The sequence below is a fragment of the Amycolatopsis sp. cmx-4-83 genome (assembly GCF_046548815.1).
Classification (GTDB): Bacteria; Actinomycetota; Actinomycetes; order Mycobacteriales; family Pseudonocardiaceae; genus Amycolatopsis; species Amycolatopsis pretoriensis_A.
In genome coordinates, this window is the sequence record NZ_JAEBEF010000001.1 from 417466 (window position 1) to 433176 (window position 15711).

The 15711-nt window shown below is 70.4% G+C and carries 15 protein-coding genes and 1 tRNA gene; 5 read left to right on the top strand and 11 right to left on the bottom strand.

The annotated features are described in order from the left end of the window. Positions 1 to 4 precede the first annotated feature (4 nt). The 3 genes from ACLJQM_RS02150 to ACLJQM_RS02160 are packed head-to-tail and all read right to left on the bottom strand — an operon-like array spanning position 5 to position 2737. A complete protein-coding gene (locus ACLJQM_RS02150) occupies positions 5 to 652 on the bottom strand; it encodes a PIG-L deacetylase family protein (RefSeq protein ID WP_247015205.1) in 648 nt (215 codons plus the stop codon). Continuing rightward, a complete protein-coding gene (locus ACLJQM_RS02155; RefSeq protein WP_247015203.1) occupies positions 649 to 1440 on the bottom strand; it encodes a glucose-1-phosphate cytidylyltransferase in 792 nt (263 codons plus the stop codon). The genes ACLJQM_RS02150 and ACLJQM_RS02155 overlap by 4 nt, the downstream gene beginning before the upstream one ends. Before the next feature lies 1 nt (position 1441). Next, positions 1442 to 2737, bottom strand: coding sequence for a class I SAM-dependent methyltransferase (locus tag ACLJQM_RS02160; RefSeq protein ID WP_410629975.1), 1296 nt, complete (start codon positions 2735 to 2737; stop codon positions 1442 to 1444). Positions 2738 to 2934: 197 nt separating this feature from the next. Here ACLJQM_RS02160 and ACLJQM_RS02165 point away from each other — a divergent pair, with 197 nt between their 5' ends. Beyond that, the gene (locus ACLJQM_RS02165; RefSeq protein ID WP_360768110.1) at positions 2935 to 3303 is read left to right on the top strand and encodes a YrdB family protein; all 369 of its coding nucleotides are present in this window, start codon (positions 2935 to 2937) and stop codon (positions 3301 to 3303) included. Positions 3304 to 3360: 57 nt separating this feature from the next. Here ACLJQM_RS02165 and ACLJQM_RS02170 read toward each other — a convergent pair whose 3' ends face one another. Together ACLJQM_RS02170 and ACLJQM_RS02175 are read right to left on the bottom strand one after the other, a co-directional pair. Beyond that, complete coding sequence (locus ACLJQM_RS02170; RefSeq protein WP_247015197.1) at positions 3361 to 4236, bottom strand: LLM class F420-dependent oxidoreductase; 876 nt, start codon at positions 4234 to 4236, stop codon at positions 3361 to 3363. Positions 4237 to 4276: 40 nt separating this feature from the next. Further along, on the bottom strand, positions 4277 to 5245 hold the full coding sequence (locus ACLJQM_RS02175; RefSeq protein ID WP_360768113.1) for a YncE family protein: 969 nt from the start codon (positions 5243 to 5245) through the stop codon (positions 4277 to 4279). Between the two features lie 132 nt (positions 5246 to 5377). Here ACLJQM_RS02175 and htpX point away from each other — a divergent pair, with 132 nt between their 5' ends. Then, on the top strand, positions 5378 to 6238 hold the full coding sequence (gene htpX, locus ACLJQM_RS02180) for a zinc metalloprotease HtpX (protein ID WP_410629978.1): 861 nt from the start codon (positions 5378 to 5380) through the stop codon (positions 6236 to 6238). Here htpX and rfbA read toward each other — a convergent pair. Then, positions 6235 to 7116 carry a glucose-1-phosphate thymidylyltransferase RfbA gene (gene rfbA, locus ACLJQM_RS02185; RefSeq protein WP_247015191.1) on the bottom strand — a complete coding sequence of 294 codons (882 nt, stop codon included), beginning with the start codon at positions 7114 to 7116 and terminating at the stop codon, positions 6235 to 6237. The two genes, htpX and rfbA, sit on opposite strands and share 4 nt — an antisense overlap. 75 nt (positions 7117 to 7191) lie before the next feature. Further along, complete coding sequence (locus ACLJQM_RS02190; protein ID WP_247015188.1) at positions 7192 to 8328, bottom strand: sialidase family protein; 1137 nt, start codon at positions 8326 to 8328, stop codon at positions 7192 to 7194. Positions 8329 to 8526: 198 nt separating this feature from the next. Here ACLJQM_RS02190 and ACLJQM_RS02195 point away from each other — a divergent pair, with 198 nt between their 5' ends. Beyond that, a complete protein-coding gene (locus ACLJQM_RS02195) occupies positions 8527 to 9189 on the top strand; it encodes a hypothetical protein (protein ID WP_410629981.1) in 663 nt (220 codons plus the stop codon). Between the two features lie 36 nt (positions 9190 to 9225). Here ACLJQM_RS02195 and ACLJQM_RS02200 read toward each other — a convergent pair whose 3' ends face one another. Beyond that, a complete protein-coding gene (locus tag ACLJQM_RS02200; RefSeq protein WP_247015184.1) occupies positions 9226 to 9717 on the bottom strand; it encodes a YajQ family cyclic di-GMP-binding protein in 492 nt (163 codons plus the stop codon). Positions 9718 to 9846: 129 nt separating this feature from the next. Between ACLJQM_RS02200 and ACLJQM_RS02205 the strand changes: the two genes are divergently transcribed. Then, positions 9847 to 9929: transfer RNA gene (locus tag ACLJQM_RS02205), tRNA-Tyr, on the top strand. Between the two features lie 233 nt (positions 9930 to 10162). Further along, on the top strand, positions 10163 to 10915 hold the full coding sequence (locus ACLJQM_RS02210) for a class I SAM-dependent methyltransferase (RefSeq protein WP_410629983.1): 753 nt from the start codon (positions 10163 to 10165) through the stop codon (positions 10913 to 10915). 70 nt (positions 10916 to 10985) lie between these two features. On the opposite strand, the gene lon is transcribed toward ACLJQM_RS02210, so the two are convergent. The 3 genes from lon to ACLJQM_RS02225 all read right to left on the bottom strand — a co-directional run bounded on the left by lon (position 10986) and on the right by ACLJQM_RS02225 (position 15568). Next, complete coding sequence (gene lon, locus ACLJQM_RS02215) at positions 10986 to 13388, bottom strand: endopeptidase La (RefSeq protein WP_410629985.1); 2403 nt, start codon at positions 13386 to 13388, stop codon at positions 10986 to 10988. A gap of 316 nt (positions 13389 to 13704) precedes the next feature. Beyond that, on the bottom strand, positions 13705 to 14559 hold the full coding sequence (locus tag ACLJQM_RS02220; protein WP_360768129.1) for an SAM-dependent methyltransferase: 855 nt from the start codon (positions 14557 to 14559) through the stop codon (positions 13705 to 13707). A 70-nt stretch (positions 14560 to 14629) separates the two neighbouring features. Further along, positions 14630 to 15568, bottom strand: coding sequence for a GNAT family N-acetyltransferase (locus ACLJQM_RS02225; protein ID WP_247015176.1), 939 nt, complete (start codon positions 15566 to 15568; stop codon positions 14630 to 14632). Positions 15569 to 15711 lie beyond the last annotated feature (143 nt).

Consider the following 15711-nt stretch of genomic DNA (forward strand, 5'->3'; position numbering starts at 1 on the left):
GGATTCAGCCCTTCAGGTCGAGAGTGAGTTTCTTGACGAAAAACGCTTCGGCGTACTTCGCGGCGGCTTCGATGCCGCGGATCCGGGCGAGCCCGAGGAACGCCTCGCGGTCGTACCAGGGCCGGTGCCGCTGCGACGCGTAGTGCTCCTGCAGCAGCCGGACCTTCTCCTCGGCGACGTCGTCGTCGAGCGGCTGGTACACCGACGGCGCCCCGAGGTCGCCGTCCCACTTGACGATCTCGTAGCCCAGCGCCAGGTGGTCGCGGAACGCCGTCGGCACCAGCTTCGCGAGGCCGCGGTGGTCCTGGTGGGCGTCGTCGGTCCGCGGCGCCAGGATGACGTCCGGGTCGGTCCGCCGCCGCAGCTCCTCCAGCGCGTTCTTGGCCTCTTCCCAGTGCGCCGGGAACCGCCCGTCGGGCAGCTTGAGCACCGTGACGTCGACCTGCGCGCCCGGGCAGAACGCGGCCAGCGCGGCCCGCTCCTCGTCCTCGCGGGGCGTGCCGCCGCCGGAGAGGACGAGCGCGTCGACCTTCAGCCCCGGCCGCGACGAGCACAGCGTCAGCAGGGTGCCGCCGGCGCCGATCGCGATGTCGTCGCAGTGCGCGCCGAGCGCGACGACGCCGCCGAGCCGTCCCGGCCGCAGCCCGATCACGCGGTGCTCGCGACGGGCCGCTCCCAGAGCGCCCAGGGCTTCTTGCCGTGCGTGTAGGCGTCGTCGAGCGCGGCGCGCTCCTTGACCGTGTCGGTCGGCTTCCAGAACCCGCGGTACGGGTAGGCCAGGAGCCGGCCGCGCTTGGCCAGTTCGCCGCAGCCGTCGGCGACCAGGTCGCCGTTCTCCGGGATGTGGTCGAAGACCTCCTGGCGCAGCACGAAGTACCCGCCGTTCTCCCACAGCGGCATTTCGCTGACCGCGGTGATCGAGCCGACCATGCCGCCCTCGTCCATCTCCACGCAGTGGAACGACGACTGCGGCGGCACGACCATCATCGACGCGCCGGCGTCGGTGTTCTTGAAGCGCTCGATCATGTCCGGCAGCGGCACGTCGGACAGGACGTCGGCGTAGTTCGCGAGGAACATCTCGTCGCCGTCGAGGTAGTCGCGGACGCGGCGCAGGCGCTCGCCGATCGGCGACTCGATGCCGGTCTGGACGAACGTGATCGTCCAGTCGGCGATGTCGGTCGAGAGCAGCTCCGCCTTGCCGTCGCGGAGGATGAAATCGTTGGAAATGGTTTCCTGGTAGTTCAGGAAGAAGTTCTTGATGTGCGCCGCGCCGTAGCCGAGGCACAGGATGAATTCGGTGTGGCCGAAGTGCGCGTAGTAGCGCATCACGTGCCAGATGAGCGGTCTCGGACCGACCATCGCCATCGGCTTGGGGACGTCGTCGGCCGCGCCGTTGCGCATCCGCATCCCGTAGCCACCGCAGAAGAGGACGACCTTCACTTCACTGCACCTCGACGATTTCCAGGTGGGGAATCGGGAACACGAGCTTTCCGCCCCACGCACCGATGTAGGAGAGCTGTCCGGTCAGTTCCTCCCGGAGGTTCCACGGGAGGACGAGCACGTAGTCGGGCCGATCGGCTTCGATCCGCTCCGGCGGCAGCACCGGGATGCGCGTGCCCGGGGTGAACCGGCCGTGCTTGTACGGGTTGCGATCGACCGTGTACTGCAGCAGGTCCGTCCGGACGCCGCAGTGGTTGAGCAGGGTGTTGCCCTTGCCCGGGGCGCCGTAGCCGACGACGGTCTTCCCGTCGTTGCGCGCCTCGATGAGGAACTTCAGCAGGTCCAGCCGCACGCGGGTGACGCGCTCGGCGAACTCGGTGTACCCGGACAGCTCGTGCAGCCCGGCGGCCTTTTCGCGCTCCAGGACGTCGGTCATCCGCTCGCTGGGCTCGCCCGCGACGGCTGTGACAACCGGGGCCCCGCCCCGGGCCGGGGGCTCCGCCACCCGGAACCCCCCCAAAGCCTCGGTGGGCCGCGCCCACAGCCGGATCGACCCGCCGTGCGTCGGCACCAGTTCGACATCGACGACGGTCAGCCCGCCGGTCGCGAGTGCCCGGCGCGCGGATTCGACCGTGTAGTACTGGAAGTGCTCGTGGTAGATCGTGTCGTACTGGTTCTTTTCGATCAGCGTGAGCAGGTGCTGGACCTCGATGGAGACCCAGCCGTCGTCGGCGACCAGCGCCCGCAGGCCCTTCGTGAAGCCGAGGACGTCGGGGATGTGCGCGTAGACGTTGTTCGCGGCGACGAGGTCCGCGGGTCCGTGCTCCTCGCGCACCGCCAGGCCGGTTTCCTCGGAGAGGAACGCGGTCAGGGTGGGCACGCCGGCGTCGCGCGCGGCTTGCCCGACGTTCACCGAGGGTTCCACGCCCAGACACCGGATGCCGTGCCCGACGACGTGCTTGAGCAGGTAGCCGTCGTTGCTCGCGACCTCGACGACGAAGGACTTCTCGCCGAGCCCGAGTCGCTCGACGGAGCTGTCGACGAAGCGCTTCGCGTGCTCGACCCACGACGTCGAGAACGACGAGAAGTACGCGTACTCGGTGAAGGTGTCGCCGGGGTCGATCAGCGGCGGGATCTGGGCGAGCCAGCAGTCGGTGCACACCTTCAGGTGGAGCGGGAAGGTGGCTTCCGCCTCGTCGAGCTGTTCGGCGGTCAAGAATCGCTCACACGGGGGAGTGGCCCCGAGGTCCACCACGCTGGCCGTGTTTGTCGAACCGCAGAGTCGACATGTGGTCATCTACCAGGCTCCTTGGCTCGCGGTCGCGATGTGCGCTTAACACGTCGAGCAGGGGCGGACCGTCGTTACAGCGACGCGTGGCGGCCTGGTGGACCGATTCGGAACCGCAACCTGGAGCGGCGAACTGTGGCGGAGATCACCGAGGGTACCCGTCCGGACCCGTAACGTCCACTGTGGACCGGTCATAGGCTGGCCGGATGACTTCGGAGACGGGGCCCCGCCTGAGCGGCGTCGCGGGCGTGGTGCTGACGGTCCGCTTCCTCACCGAGCTGGCCCTCCTGGGCGGCTTGGCCCTGGCCGGGACCCAGCTCGGCACCGGCGTGGCGCTGGCGATCGTCGACGCGGTCCTCCTGCCGCTGGTGGCCGCGGCGATCTGGGGGCTGTTCATTGCCCCGCGGGCCCGCCGACGGCTCCCGGAGCCGGCCCGCTTCCTGGTCGAGTTCGCCCTGTTCGCGGTGGCCGGCGTGGTCCTCGTGCTGGTGGGGTGGCCGGTGAGCGGGATCGTCCTGGCGGTGGTCGGCATCGGCGTCGCGGCGCTGACCCGGGTCGTCGCCAAAGACGGCTGAAGCCCTCCGCGCCGGAATGGCGCAGAGGGCTCCGGCAAATTGCCGAGCGGGAATTGCTCAGCCGATTTTCTCCGCGGCCGGGATCACCTCGGTGCCGAACTTCTCCAGCACCGCCGGGTCGTGGACGTGCGGGACCATGCCCAGGGCCACGTCGATGCCCAGCCCGTGCAGGCGCTCCAGCTCGGTCAGCAGCTCGCCGGACTTCGAGCCGTCCTCGCCGATGTCGAGGATGTGGTAGACGGTCTTGGTGATCGAGTCGTAGTCGCGGCCCTCGTTCTCGCAGTGCTGCTTGAGGACGTCGAGCTTGTGCTCCAGCTCCGGGCTGTTGAACAGGTTGCACTGGTCGGCGTACTTCGCGACCAGCCGCAGCGTCTTCTTCTCGCCGCCGCCGCCGATCATGATCGGGGGGCGCGGGTCGGAGAGGGCCTGCGGGACGTTCAGCAGCCTCGTCGCGTCGAAGTGCTTGCTCTTGAACGGCTCGTCGCCGTCCGCCCACATCTGCAGCACGTACTGGAGGTTCTCCTCCAGCAGCTCGAAGCGCTCCGCGACCGGCGGGAAGGGGAAGCCGAGGCCGCGGGACTCGTCCTCGTTCCAGCCCGCGCCGATGCCGAGGATCGCGCGGCCGCCCGACAGGACGTCGAGCGTCGTGATCGCCTTGGCCAGCAGGCCCGGGTGGCGGTAGAGGACGCCGGTGACGACGGTCAGCAGCTTGGCGCGCTCGGTGTGCGCCGCGATGAAGCCGAGGGTCGTGTACGCCTCGAGCATGTCGTTTTCGACGGGGCCGACCCCGCCGATCTGGAAGAAGTGGTCCATCACGGCGATGGAGTCGAAGCCCGCGTTGTCGGCGGTGCGGACGACGGCGGCCAGTTCGGCGCCCAGCGCGGACGCCCCGTTCGGCCAGGTGAAGTCGGGGATCTGCAGTCCGAGTTTCATGCTTCCCGACCGTATACCTGGAGTTGCCCCAGCTGGCGGCTCAGAAATCGCGGACGACCGAAACCCGCCCGTTCAGGGGATCGGTGACCCACACCGCGCGCGTGCGCTGGTCGACCGCGACGTCGCCGGGGTTGACGCCCAGCGACAGCTCGCCGGTCAGTGTGCCGCTCGCGCCGTCGACGCGGCTGAGGCCGTTCTGGCCGCCGTTGGTGTACACCGTGTTCGTGCCCTGGTGCACGGCCAGCGCGGAGGATTCGCTGCGCAGCAACACGGTCTTGCGCTCGGTGTGCGTTGCGGCGTCCACAATGGACATGTGGTGGATGCCGGAGTTGGCGACGTACACCGTGCCGCTCGCCGCGTGCACCGCGACGGCCGTCGGGCGCGCGCCGACCGGCACGCTCGCCACGAACTTCCCGCTGTCGATGGAAAACACCTCGACCGAGTCCGTCGCGGTGCTGGCGCAGTAGGCCAGCTTGCGGCCGGGGTCGACGGCGATGCCGGCGAGGCTCGGCTTCGGGCCCGGCACCAGCGCCGCCAGCGTGCAGCTGACGCCGTCGAGCACCGCGAGCGAGCCGGTGCCGCCGCTGGCTGCGTAGACGCGGTCGGCCTGCTCGTCCACCGCCAGCGCGGACGCGCCCGTCCCCGCGCCGATCACGCTCACCAGGTCGTGCGTGCGGGCGTCGAGCACCACCACGGTGCCCGCCGGCGGGTTCGCGACGTAGATCCGGCCGGCCTTGGCGTCCACGGCGACGTCACCCGGCTCGCCGCCGACGTGGACCTGCGCGACCACCGCGGCCCTCGCCGGGTCGACGACGGACACGGCCCCGGCCTCGGGATCCGCGACGTAGGCGAGCCCCGTGACGGGATTCACCGCCACCCCGGCCGGTGACCCGCCGACGTCGATCGACCGGACCTCCTCCGCGCGCGCCGCCCCGGGCAGGACCAGGGCCCCGGCACCCGCGGTGACCAGGGCGAACAGGGTCCGTCGGCCCAGCTGGCGACCTCGCATCGGCGCCTCCGCTCTTGATCGACTCGCCTCCCGAGCGTAACTCGCGCGATGCTCACCTGAAGGAACTTCGCGTCCCCCGATCGCGTTGTTTCCAGTGGGTAACCCACTTCCAGAGCGGACGGAGGCGAGCGCGTGCACGGGCACCAGAACGGACTCAAGACGGCGTTGCTGCTCGGCCTGCTGTCGGCGATCATCATCGCGATCAGCGGGCTCTTCGGCCGCGGCGCCCTGATCATCGGCCTGCTCGTCGCGCTCGGGATGAACGCGTTCGCCTACTTCAACTCGGACAAGATGGCGTTGCGCGCGATGCGGGCGCGGCCGGTGTCCGAGGTCGAGCAGCCGGCGATGTACCGGATCGTGCGCGAGCTCGCGCACGTCGCCCGCCAGCCGATGCCGCAGCTCTACCTGAGCCCGACCGTCGCGCCGAACGCGTTCGCGACCGGCCGCAGCCCGCGCCACGCGGCCGTCTGCTGCACCACCGGCATCCTCGACCTGCTCGACGAGCGTGAGCTGCGGGCCGTGCTCGGGCACGAGCTGTCCCACGTCTACAACCGCGACATCCTGATCTCGTGCGTCGCCGGCGCGCTGGCCAGCGTGATAAGCGTGCTCACGAACATCGCGCTGTTCTTCGGCGGCAACAACCGCGACGGCAGCCCGCTGGTCAGCCTGATGCTGATCTTCGTCGGCCCGATTGCGGCCGCCGTCATCCGGATGGGCGTCAGCCGGTCGCGGGAGTACCAGGCCGACGCGTTCGGCGCGGAACTCACCGGCGACCCGCTGGGCCTGGCCTCGGCGTTGCGGAAGCTCGACGCGGGCACGCGGGCGCGGCCGCTGGTGGCCGAGCCGCAGCTGGTGTCGCAGTCGCACTTGATGATCGCGAACCCGTTCCGCCCCGGCGAGGGCCTGAGCAAACTGTTTTCGACCCACCCGCCGATCGCCGACCGGATCCGGCGGCTCGAGGAGATGGCCCGTCGCGGACCGGGCGGGCTCTAGGCCGACGCCCCCGCCGCGACGGCGACCGCCTTCACGTAGTCGCCGTAGCCGGACTTCGCGAGCTTCGCGCCCAGCGCGTAGCACTCGTCGGCGTCGATGAAGCCCATCCGCAGCGCGATCTCCTCCAGACACGCGATGCGCACGCCGGTCCGGTGCTCCAGCACCTGCACGAACTGGCCGGCTTCGAGCAGCGAGTCGTGCGTGCCGGTGTCGAGCCAGGCGAACCCGCGGCTGAGCTCGACCAGCGTCGCCCGGTCCTGCCGCAGGTAGGTCAGGTTGACGTCGGTGATCTCCAGCTCGCCGCGCTTCGACGGCTTCAGCGAGCGCGCGATGTCGACGACGTCGTTTTCGTAGAAGTACAGCCCGGTGATCGCCTTGTTCGAACGCGGCTTCGCGGGCTTTTCTTCGATCGTGCGCAGTTTCCCGTCCGGGCCGACCTCGCCGACGCCGTAGCGCTCGGGGTCCTTCACCGGGTAGCCGAACAGGACGCAGCCGTCGAGCTCGCGCACGGCCTGCTGCAGGCGGCTGGAGAAGCCCTGCCCGTAGAAGATGTTGTCGCCGAGCACGAGCGCCACGTCGTCGCCGCCGATGAAGTCCGCGCCGATCACGAACGCCTCGGCCAGCCCGTTCGGGCTGGGCTGCTCGGCGTAGGAGAACGAGACGCCGAACTGGTCGCCGCTGCCCAGCAGCCGGCGGAACATCGGCAGGTCGGTGGGGGTGGAGATGATCAGGATCTCGCGGATCCCGGCCAGCATCAGCACCGAGATCGGGTAGTAGACCATCGGCTTGTCGTAGACCGGCAGCAGCTGCTTCGACACCGCCTGGGTGATCGGGTGCAGGCGGGTCCCGCTGCCTCCGGCCAGCACGATGCCCTTCATGAACTGCCTCCCTCTCCTCGGCCACGACTGGGTCCCCACCCTACGGGCTGGGCCGGACCGGCCGATCGAGAAGCGCTAGAAGGCCGGTCCTTTGCCGAAGTAGGCCTTGCAGCCCAGGTTGTACTCGGTGGCGACCTCCAGCACGTTCCGGCCGTCGTCGACTGGCAGCAGCGTCGAGGAGTAGTTGGGGCAGAAGTTGTTGTAGATACCGGTGATGTGCACGGGAGCGGGCAGCTCGTACCAGTGACCGCTGCCGAAGTCGTCGTTCGCCAGCAGGACCTGGCCGTTGTTCGGCTGCGGCTGGCCCTTGGCGTTGGTGTAGATCTGCCCGACCATGACGATCCGCACGCCGTTCGGGCCGCCGGGGAACAGCGTGATCGTCTGCGCGTGCTGGAAGTAGTTGCCGTTGGCGGTGTTCACCCGGGTACCCGGGTCGGTGGGGCTGCCCCAGTTGGCGCCGTCGGCCGAGATCTTGAAGTACGGGTCGCAGTAGCGGTCGCGGTAGTTGCAGATCTCGTAGGCGAAGTAGAAGCGGCCGTCGGGCAGCCGCCGGATGATCGGCATGCCGGGCCGGACGCGGTCCGGCGGGATCGCCAGGGTGAGCTGCTTGGTGCCCCAGGTCACGCCGTCGGTCGAGGCGACCCGGTTGAGCACCTGCGCGTACTTCGGCGCCTGCGTCTCGTCGGCGTAGTGCAGCCAGAGCGTGCCGCCGGCGTCGACGGTGAACTCGGGCTCCCAGATGCCGTCGATGTTGTGCGACCGCGCGGCTTCGGACAGGAAGCTCCACGCGCGGCCGCCGTCCTTGCTGGCCCAGATCCGGATCCCGACCCGGCGCTGCGGCCCGGCGTCCTGCCGGTAGGACGCGGCCCACAGCAGCGTGCCGGCGCGGAGCTTGCCGACGCGTTGCGGCAGCTCGTAGACGGTGCCGCAGCACATGCCGTACCGGCCGTCGGGGTCGTGGATCTCGCCGATCTCGTGGAAGGACTCGCCCTCGTCGGTGCTCTCCAGCACCGGGGTGAACTTGCCGCCGGCGTCTTCGCTGGTCAGCGTGGCGATGATGCGCCCGCGGCCGATGACGGAGTGGTCGAGCCGGATGAGCCGGGCGTAGGAGCCGTAGCCGGGCACGAGCTGACGGCGCTCGGCGGCGCTCGCGGGGGTGAGCAGCGTCGCGATGAGCGTCAGCGGCAGCACGAAGACGAGAAAGCGGCGCATCCGGACCCTCTCCACGCGGTGATCGCGCGATTACAACACGCTGATCGGGTCCGCCGTGGACAGTCACACGGCTCATTAGCGCGTTCGGGGGGTTTGCTGTGCGCCATCGGGTGACCGAGTCGCGGCCCGTGACGGTAACGCGGAGGTGGGGGCCGTCGAAAGATCACGGGGGGCCGGTGGTGGCCCCGAGGGGGAACGATGAAACTACGGCTGTTCGGCGCGCTCGTCCTGGTCCTGGCGGCGGGGTGCACGCCCGGTGTCGGCTACGGGACGATCGAGGAGGCGTCGTCCGGCGGCTCCGTGCAGATGCCGACGTCGACCGCGCCCCCGGCGCCTCGTGAAGTGCCGACGGAGACGCACACGGGCAAGGGCAGCGGCGAGTTCGAGACCAGCTGGCCGGCCGACCAGATGGGCTTCTTCACGTTCGACTGCCCGAAGTGCTCGTCGAACGTGATCATCGACTCGGACGGCGGCGAGCACGGCCTGGTCAACGCGATCGGCGCGTACAAGGGCACGACGTGGCTGAACACGTACGAGGGCCGGCCGACGAAGCGGGTGACGGTGCACGCGAACGCCGCGTGGACGGCGACGATCTCCGATTTCCGCAGCCTGCCGTCGACGGTGGCGGGGCAGGAGTCGAAGGGCAAGGGCGAGGCCGTGTTGCGCCTGCCGGCCGGGGTGTCGAAGGTGCGGTTCACGGCCAAGACGCGGGGGAACATCGCGCTGTGGATCAACGCGGGGGACTTCCGCGACCTGCTGCTGAACCAGATCGGTGACGTGCAGGTGGAGCGGGATGTGCGGGGGCCGGGGTACCTGAAGGTGTCGGGGTACGAGGCGAGCTGGACGCTGACGCCGTCCTGAGCGGGCACCCGGTGCCGCCGGGTGCCCGCGGTGACGTCAGCGGTAGTTCGTGAACTGCAGCGCGATCTCGAAGTCCTTGCCCTTCAGCAACGCGATCACGTCCTGCAGCTGGTCCTTCTTCTTGCCCGAAACCCGCAGCTGGTCGCCCTGGATCTGGGCCTGGACGCCCTTCGGGCCTTCGTCGCGGATGAACTTCGCGATCTGCTTCGCCTTGTCCGAAGCGATGCCCTGGAGGATCTTGCCGCCGATCTTGTAGATCTTGCCCGAGAGGGCCGGCTCGTCCGCTTCGAACGCCTTCAGGGAGATGCTGCGCTTGATCAGCTTCTCCTTGAAGACCTCGACCGCGGCCAGGGCGCGCTCCTCGGTCTCGGACTCGATCGCGATCGCCTCCTCGCCGGACCAGTTGATCGTCGTGCCCGTGCCGCGGAAGTCGAACCGCGTTCCGAGCTCCTTGCTCGCCTGGTTGAGCGCGTTGTCCACCTCCTGGCGGTCGACCTTGCTCACGACGTCGAAAGAGGGATCCGCCACGTGTCCTCACACCTCGTACTCGCTTGTCAGGGGCCACCCAGCCTAGCCCCCACCGGGCCACGGGTATCCCGGTTGACCCCCGTCCGGACCCGTTGGGTAAGCTTCTCCCCGGCCGGTTCGCCCGGCCTTGGCGGGTTACCCGAGTGGCCAAAGGGGACTGGCTGTAAACCAGTTGGCTTACGCCTACGGGGGTTCGAATCCCTCACCCGCCACCCCATGACGACGACCCCGTGACCGCTCGGTCACGGGGTCGTCTGCTATGCCGCGATTGTGCGAATTGCCGAATAATACCGAGTCCCCGCGATTCGGCGGGCATTCTGCCGCGCAACGGGTGAAGATTCGTTCCCCCTTTCGCCCGCATTTCGAAATACTTCCGTGAATCGGTAACGGCGCCCGTGACCGGCCCGACCACCGCAGGGGGCAGGGGTCGACAATGGAGGTGCACATGCCGGTACCCGGGATGCTCGAACGCCCGACGCGCGAGCAGCTCGTGCGGGTCCAGTACGCCGATGCCCGGCTCGTCGGCGACTACGCCGACGGCTACTCCGGGCCGGGGCCGACCGCGCGGTACCACCGGTCCCGGCTGCACGCCGTGGACCGGGTGCTCGAAAGGCGGTGCGGTGGCGCGCTGCTCGACGTCGGGTGCGGGCCGGGGATGATGGTGCGGCACCTGCTCGACGGGCGGCCGGGGGACTTCGCCGTCACCGGGTGCGACCGGTCCGCCGCTATGGTCGACGCGGCCCGGGAACGGGCCGGGAAAGAAGCGGAATTCGCCGTCGGCGACATCGGGGAAATGCCGTTCGCGGACGGCGCCTTCGACATCGCGCTCGCCATGGGCGTGCTCGAATACGTGGACATCGGGCTGGCGTTGCACGAAATCGCGCGGGTGGTCCGGCCCGGCGGGCTCGCCGTCGTCACCATGCTCAACCCGTGCAGTCCCTACCGGCTCGTCGAATGGGGGCTGTACTGGCCGGCGCGCCGCACCGGCATCAAGGCTTACGCGCCGCGGCGGTTGCGCCACGAGCTGTGGCGCGCCGGGCTGCAACCCGAGGACACGCTGTACTACGACGTGACCGCGCTGGTGCCGCCGCTCGACCGCCTCGTGCGGCGTCCGCCTGACCGTCCGGAGAGGACGGTCGGCCGCGGTGCCGTGGGACGGCTCGGCACCGGGTACCTGATCGCCGCCCGGCGGCTCTGACCACACGCGAACGGCCGGTTTCCCCGGGGGAAGGGGAAACCGGCCGTTCGTCGGGTGGCGGCGCTCGGGGTTACGCCGCCTGGGGAACCGGCGCGGACGCCGGGGTCAGTGCGAGGTCGAGGACCTCGCGGACGTTCGCCACCGCGTGGACGTCCAGCTGGGACAGCACCTCGGCCGGGACGTCGTCGAGGTCCGGCTCGTTGCGCTGCGGGATGATCACCGTCTTCATCCCCGCCCGGTGCGCGGCCAGCAGCTTCTGCTTGACGCCGCCGATCGGGAGCACCCGGCCGGTCAGCGACACCTCACCGGTCATCGCCACGTCGGCGCGGACCACGCGGCCCGAGAGCAGCGACGCCAGCGCCGTCGTCATCGTGACGCCCGCCGACGGCCCGTCCTTCGGGACCGCGCCCGCCGGGACGTGGACGTGAATGCCGCGCTTCTTCAGGTCGCCCACCGGCAGCTCCAGCTCAGCGCCGTGCGAACGAAGGTAGGACAGCGCGATCTGCACCGACTCCTTCATCACGTCGCCGAGCTGGCCGGTCAGCTGCAGCCCGGACGCGCCGGACTCCTCGTCGGCCAGCGACGCCTCGATGTAGAGGACGTCACCGCCGGCGCCGGTCACCGCCAGGCCGGTCGCCACGCCCGGGGTCGCCGTGCGCTGGGTCGAGGCCGGCAGCGACGACTCCGGGATGTGCCGCGGACGGCCGAGGTAGGTGTCCAGATCGGGCGCGTCCACCGTCAGCGGCAGCGAAACCTCGTCCAGCGCGACCTTGGTCGTGATCTTCCGCAGCGCCTTCGCGATGGTCCGGTTCGCGTTGCGCACGCCCGCCTCGCGGGTGTACTCGGTGGCGATCCGGCTGAACGCGGCGTCGGTCAGCACCACGTCGGCGGTGCCCAGGCCGGCGCGCTCCAGCTCGCGGGGGAGCAGGTGGTCGCGGGCGATGGTGACCTTCTCGTGCTCGGTGTAGCCGTCCAGCGTGACGAGCTCCATGCGGTCCAGCAGCGGGCCGGGGATGGTCTCGAGCGCGTTGGCCGTCGCCAGGAACACGACGTCGGACAGGTCCAGCTCGACCTCGAGGTAGTGGTCGCGGAACGTGTGGTTCTGCTCCGGGTCCAGCACTTCGAGCAGCGCCGCGGTCGGGTCGCCGCGGTAGTCGGCGCCCACCTTGTCGATCTCGTCGAGCAGCACGACCGGGTTCATCGAGCCGGCTTCCTTGATGGCGCGGACGATCCGGCCGGGCAGCGCGCCGACGTACGTGCGGCGGTGCCCGCGGATCTCCGCCTCGTCGCGGATGCCGCCGAGCGCGACGCGGACGAACTTGCGGCCCATGGCCTTCGCGACGGACTCACCCAGCGACGTCTTGCCGACCCCGGGAGGGCCCGCGAGGGCGAGCACCGCGCCGGAACGCCGTCCGCCGACCGGGGCGAGCCCCGATTCCGCGCGGCGCTTGCGCACGGCCAGGTACTCGATGATGCGTTCCTTGACGTCGTCGAGACCGGCGTGGTCGGCGTCGAGCACCGCCCGCGCGGCCGCGATGTCGTAGACGTCCTCGGTGCGCTCGTTCCAGGGCAGCTCCAGGACGGTGTCCAGCCAGGTGCGGATCCAGCCGCCTTCGGGGGACTGCTCGGACGTGCGGTCCAGCTTGTCCACTTCGGCCAGCGCGGCCTTCTTGACGGCGTCGGGCAGTTCGGCGGCCTCGACGCGGGCGCGGTAGTCGTCGTCCTGCGCGGTGCCGTCGAGCTCGCCGAGCTCCTTGCGGATGGCCTCGAGCTGGCGGCGCAGCAGGAACTCCTTCTGCTGCTTCTCCATGCCCTCGGCGACGTCCTTGCGGATGGTGTCGGTGACCTCGAGCTCGGCCAGGTGCTCCTTGCTCCACTCGAGCGCCTTCTCCAGGCGCGCGCTGACGTCGAGCGTGGTCAGCAGCTCGAGCTTCTGGTCGGTGTCGAGGTACGGCGCGTTGCCGGACAGGTCGGCGATCGCGGAGCCGTCTTCGACCTGCTGGACGGCGTCGATCAGCTGCCAGCCGCCGCGCTGCTGGAGGATCGAGATGACGACGGCCTTGTACTCGGCCGCGAGCGGCGCGGTCCGGTCGTTCGTGGTTTCGGGGGCGTCCTCGGCGTGCACCCAGCGGGCGGCGCCGGGGCCGTCGGCGATCCGGCCGACGAGCGCGCGGGACGTGCCGCGCAGCAGCACGGCGGCCTTGCCACCGGGCACGCGGCCGATGCGCTCGACCGTGGCGACGGTGCCGAACTCGGCGTACTCGCCGTGGACGCGCGGGACGATGAGGACCTCGGCCTTGGTGGCGCCGGTCGACCGGATGCCGGGGAAGGAAGCCTGGCTCGGGGTGTTCGCCTGGGCGGACTCCACCGCGGCCCGCGTCTCGGTGTCGGTGAGGTCGAGCGGGACGACCATGCCCGGCAGCACGACGTCGTCATCGAGCGGGAGCACGGGCAGGAGGCGGGTGTCGGACATGTGCACTCCTCGGTTAGTTGAGTCTGCCTAGCTCAACTCTCCGATGGGTGTGTTTGTTTCCGATGGTGCGTTCGCCCACAGCGATCAGGGAAAGTGCAGGTCAGGGGGTTGGTCGGGCCGCGATGCCGCACCAAGCGAGCGGGCGGGCCTCGGTGCTGCGGGGTCGGGCCGCCAACCCGGCAACGCCCTGATCTCCGGCGACGGCAGCGGCTGGTCGCCGAATTCAGGGCAAGAGCTCGACCGCCGGACGCGGCCACGCCGGCTCGGCCCGGTCGATCAGCGAGTACCGCGGCGGGACGATCGGCGCGGCTGCAGGTCAGGGGGTTGGTCGGGCCGCGATGCCGCACCAAGCGAACGGACGCGCTTCCGCCTCCAGCGCGTTCAGCTTCCGGTCCGGCCGCCAGTCCGGCAGGTGCACGATGCCCGGCTCGAGCAGCGGCCAGTCGCCGAACAGCGGCTCGATCTCGTCGCGGTCGCGCAGCCACACCGGGTTGCTCGTCTTGCGGTACTGCTCGACGAACCAGCGCAGCCCGTCGAGGTGCGGGCCTGTGCCGTCGCCCTCGCTCATCTGGGAAATCGCCAGCCAGCTGCCCGGTGCGAGCTTGTCGCGGTACGCCGCCAGGATGCCTTCGGGGTCGTCGTCCGGGCCGACGAAGTGCAGCACCGCCATCATCATCAGGCAGACCGGCTGCGAAAAGTCGATGAGCCGCTTCGTCTCCTCGGCGCGCAGGACGGCCTTCGCGTCCCGCATGTCCGCCTGGACGATGCCGGCCCAGTCGGTCGCGGCCTCCTCTTCGAGGATCAGCGTCGCGTGCGCGACCGCGACCGGCTCGTAGTCGACGTACACCACCTTCGCGTCGTGCTCGTCGGGCAGCTCGGCCTCGACGACCTCGTGCACGTTGCCCGCCGTCGGGACGCCGGAGCCGAGGTCGATGAACTGGCGGATCCCCGCGCGCAGGGCCGCCCGGACCGCGCGGTTCATGAACTCGCGGTTCTGCTTCGAGCCGGGGCGCACCAGCGGCCACTGCTGCTCCATGCGCCTGCCGAACTCGCGGTCCACGGCCCAGTTCTGGGTGCCGCCCAGGTACCAGTCGTAGATCCGGGCCGCGGACGGCTTCTCGGTGTCGACGCCCTCGGGCGCTCTCGGCGCCGAATCCCGCTGGTCGCTCACTCCCGGCTCCCCTCGCTCCTCGCGGGACCAGCCTATAAGGACCGGCCGGCCGGGGTAAGCCGCCGGTCGTTCAGCGAACGGCCGGCCGGCGCTGCCAGTACGTCCACAGCGGTCGGTAGCCCTGCGCGTACCAAAACGGCGTCGACAGCGGGTTCGCCGCCGCGTGGTGCAGGAGGACGACGTCGGCGCCTTCTTCGTCCAGGACGTGGTGGGCGTGCGTGGCCAGCGCGGTACCGACACCGGACGACCGCGCCGTCTCCGCGACGGCCAGCGAAGAGAGGTAGCCGACGCGGGACGCTTTGACGCGGTCGCTGATCCAGCCGGTCTCGCCGGGGTGCTGGACGTTGACCATGCCGAGCGGACGGCCGTACAGCTCGGCGATCCACAGCGGCGGCTCCGGCCGGGCCAGCTGCTCGGCCAGGTCCTTGGCCATGATGTCCTCGATGCCCTTGCGGAAGTTGACTGTGCCGTACTGCGCGTCGAAGGTGTGCAGCTCCAGGCCCAGCTCGACGGCGGTTTCGAGGTCGCCGGGCTCGGCGCGGCGGATCTTGACGCCGGGCGTGCCGCGCGGGCCGGCCGGGATCATCCGGTCCGCCGGGCGGACCGCGACCACCCGCAGCGGGGCGAACCCGTGGTGCAGCATTTCCCGCGTGCCGGCGGCGTCCCGGCTCGCGCGCGGCACGATCGCCGCGGTCTCGGTGTCGCCGCGCTCGGCGACCGCGCGCAGATGTTCATCCCATCGGGTGAGGAGGGCGTCGAGGGCAGCCGCCGGCTGCGGGCCGGCGAGCTGGAGGTCGAGCCGGTGCTCGGTCAGCGCCCGCCACGGCGCGTTCGGCGCGTCCTGGTCGACCTGGATGCGCGAGGCGAGGCCGGAAGCGGCCGAGCCGGCGGTCGCGACCTCCAGCACCACCGCGCTTTCGGCCGCTTCGAAGGGAGAGGAACCGGGGAGCAGGGGATCCACCGCCGCGAGCCGGGCCGCGTGTTCGGTGGCTATCACGTCGCTGTGCATGGGTTCATTGAAGCGCTACCCGGGACGACGTGCGCAGAGGACCGACCCCTGGTTCGCCACCCGATGTTTCACCCCTTGGTCCACGCAGGTCAGCGCGTTCGAGGCATTGTTAACCCTGGGGTGATCTCCTACTGTCTCGAAAG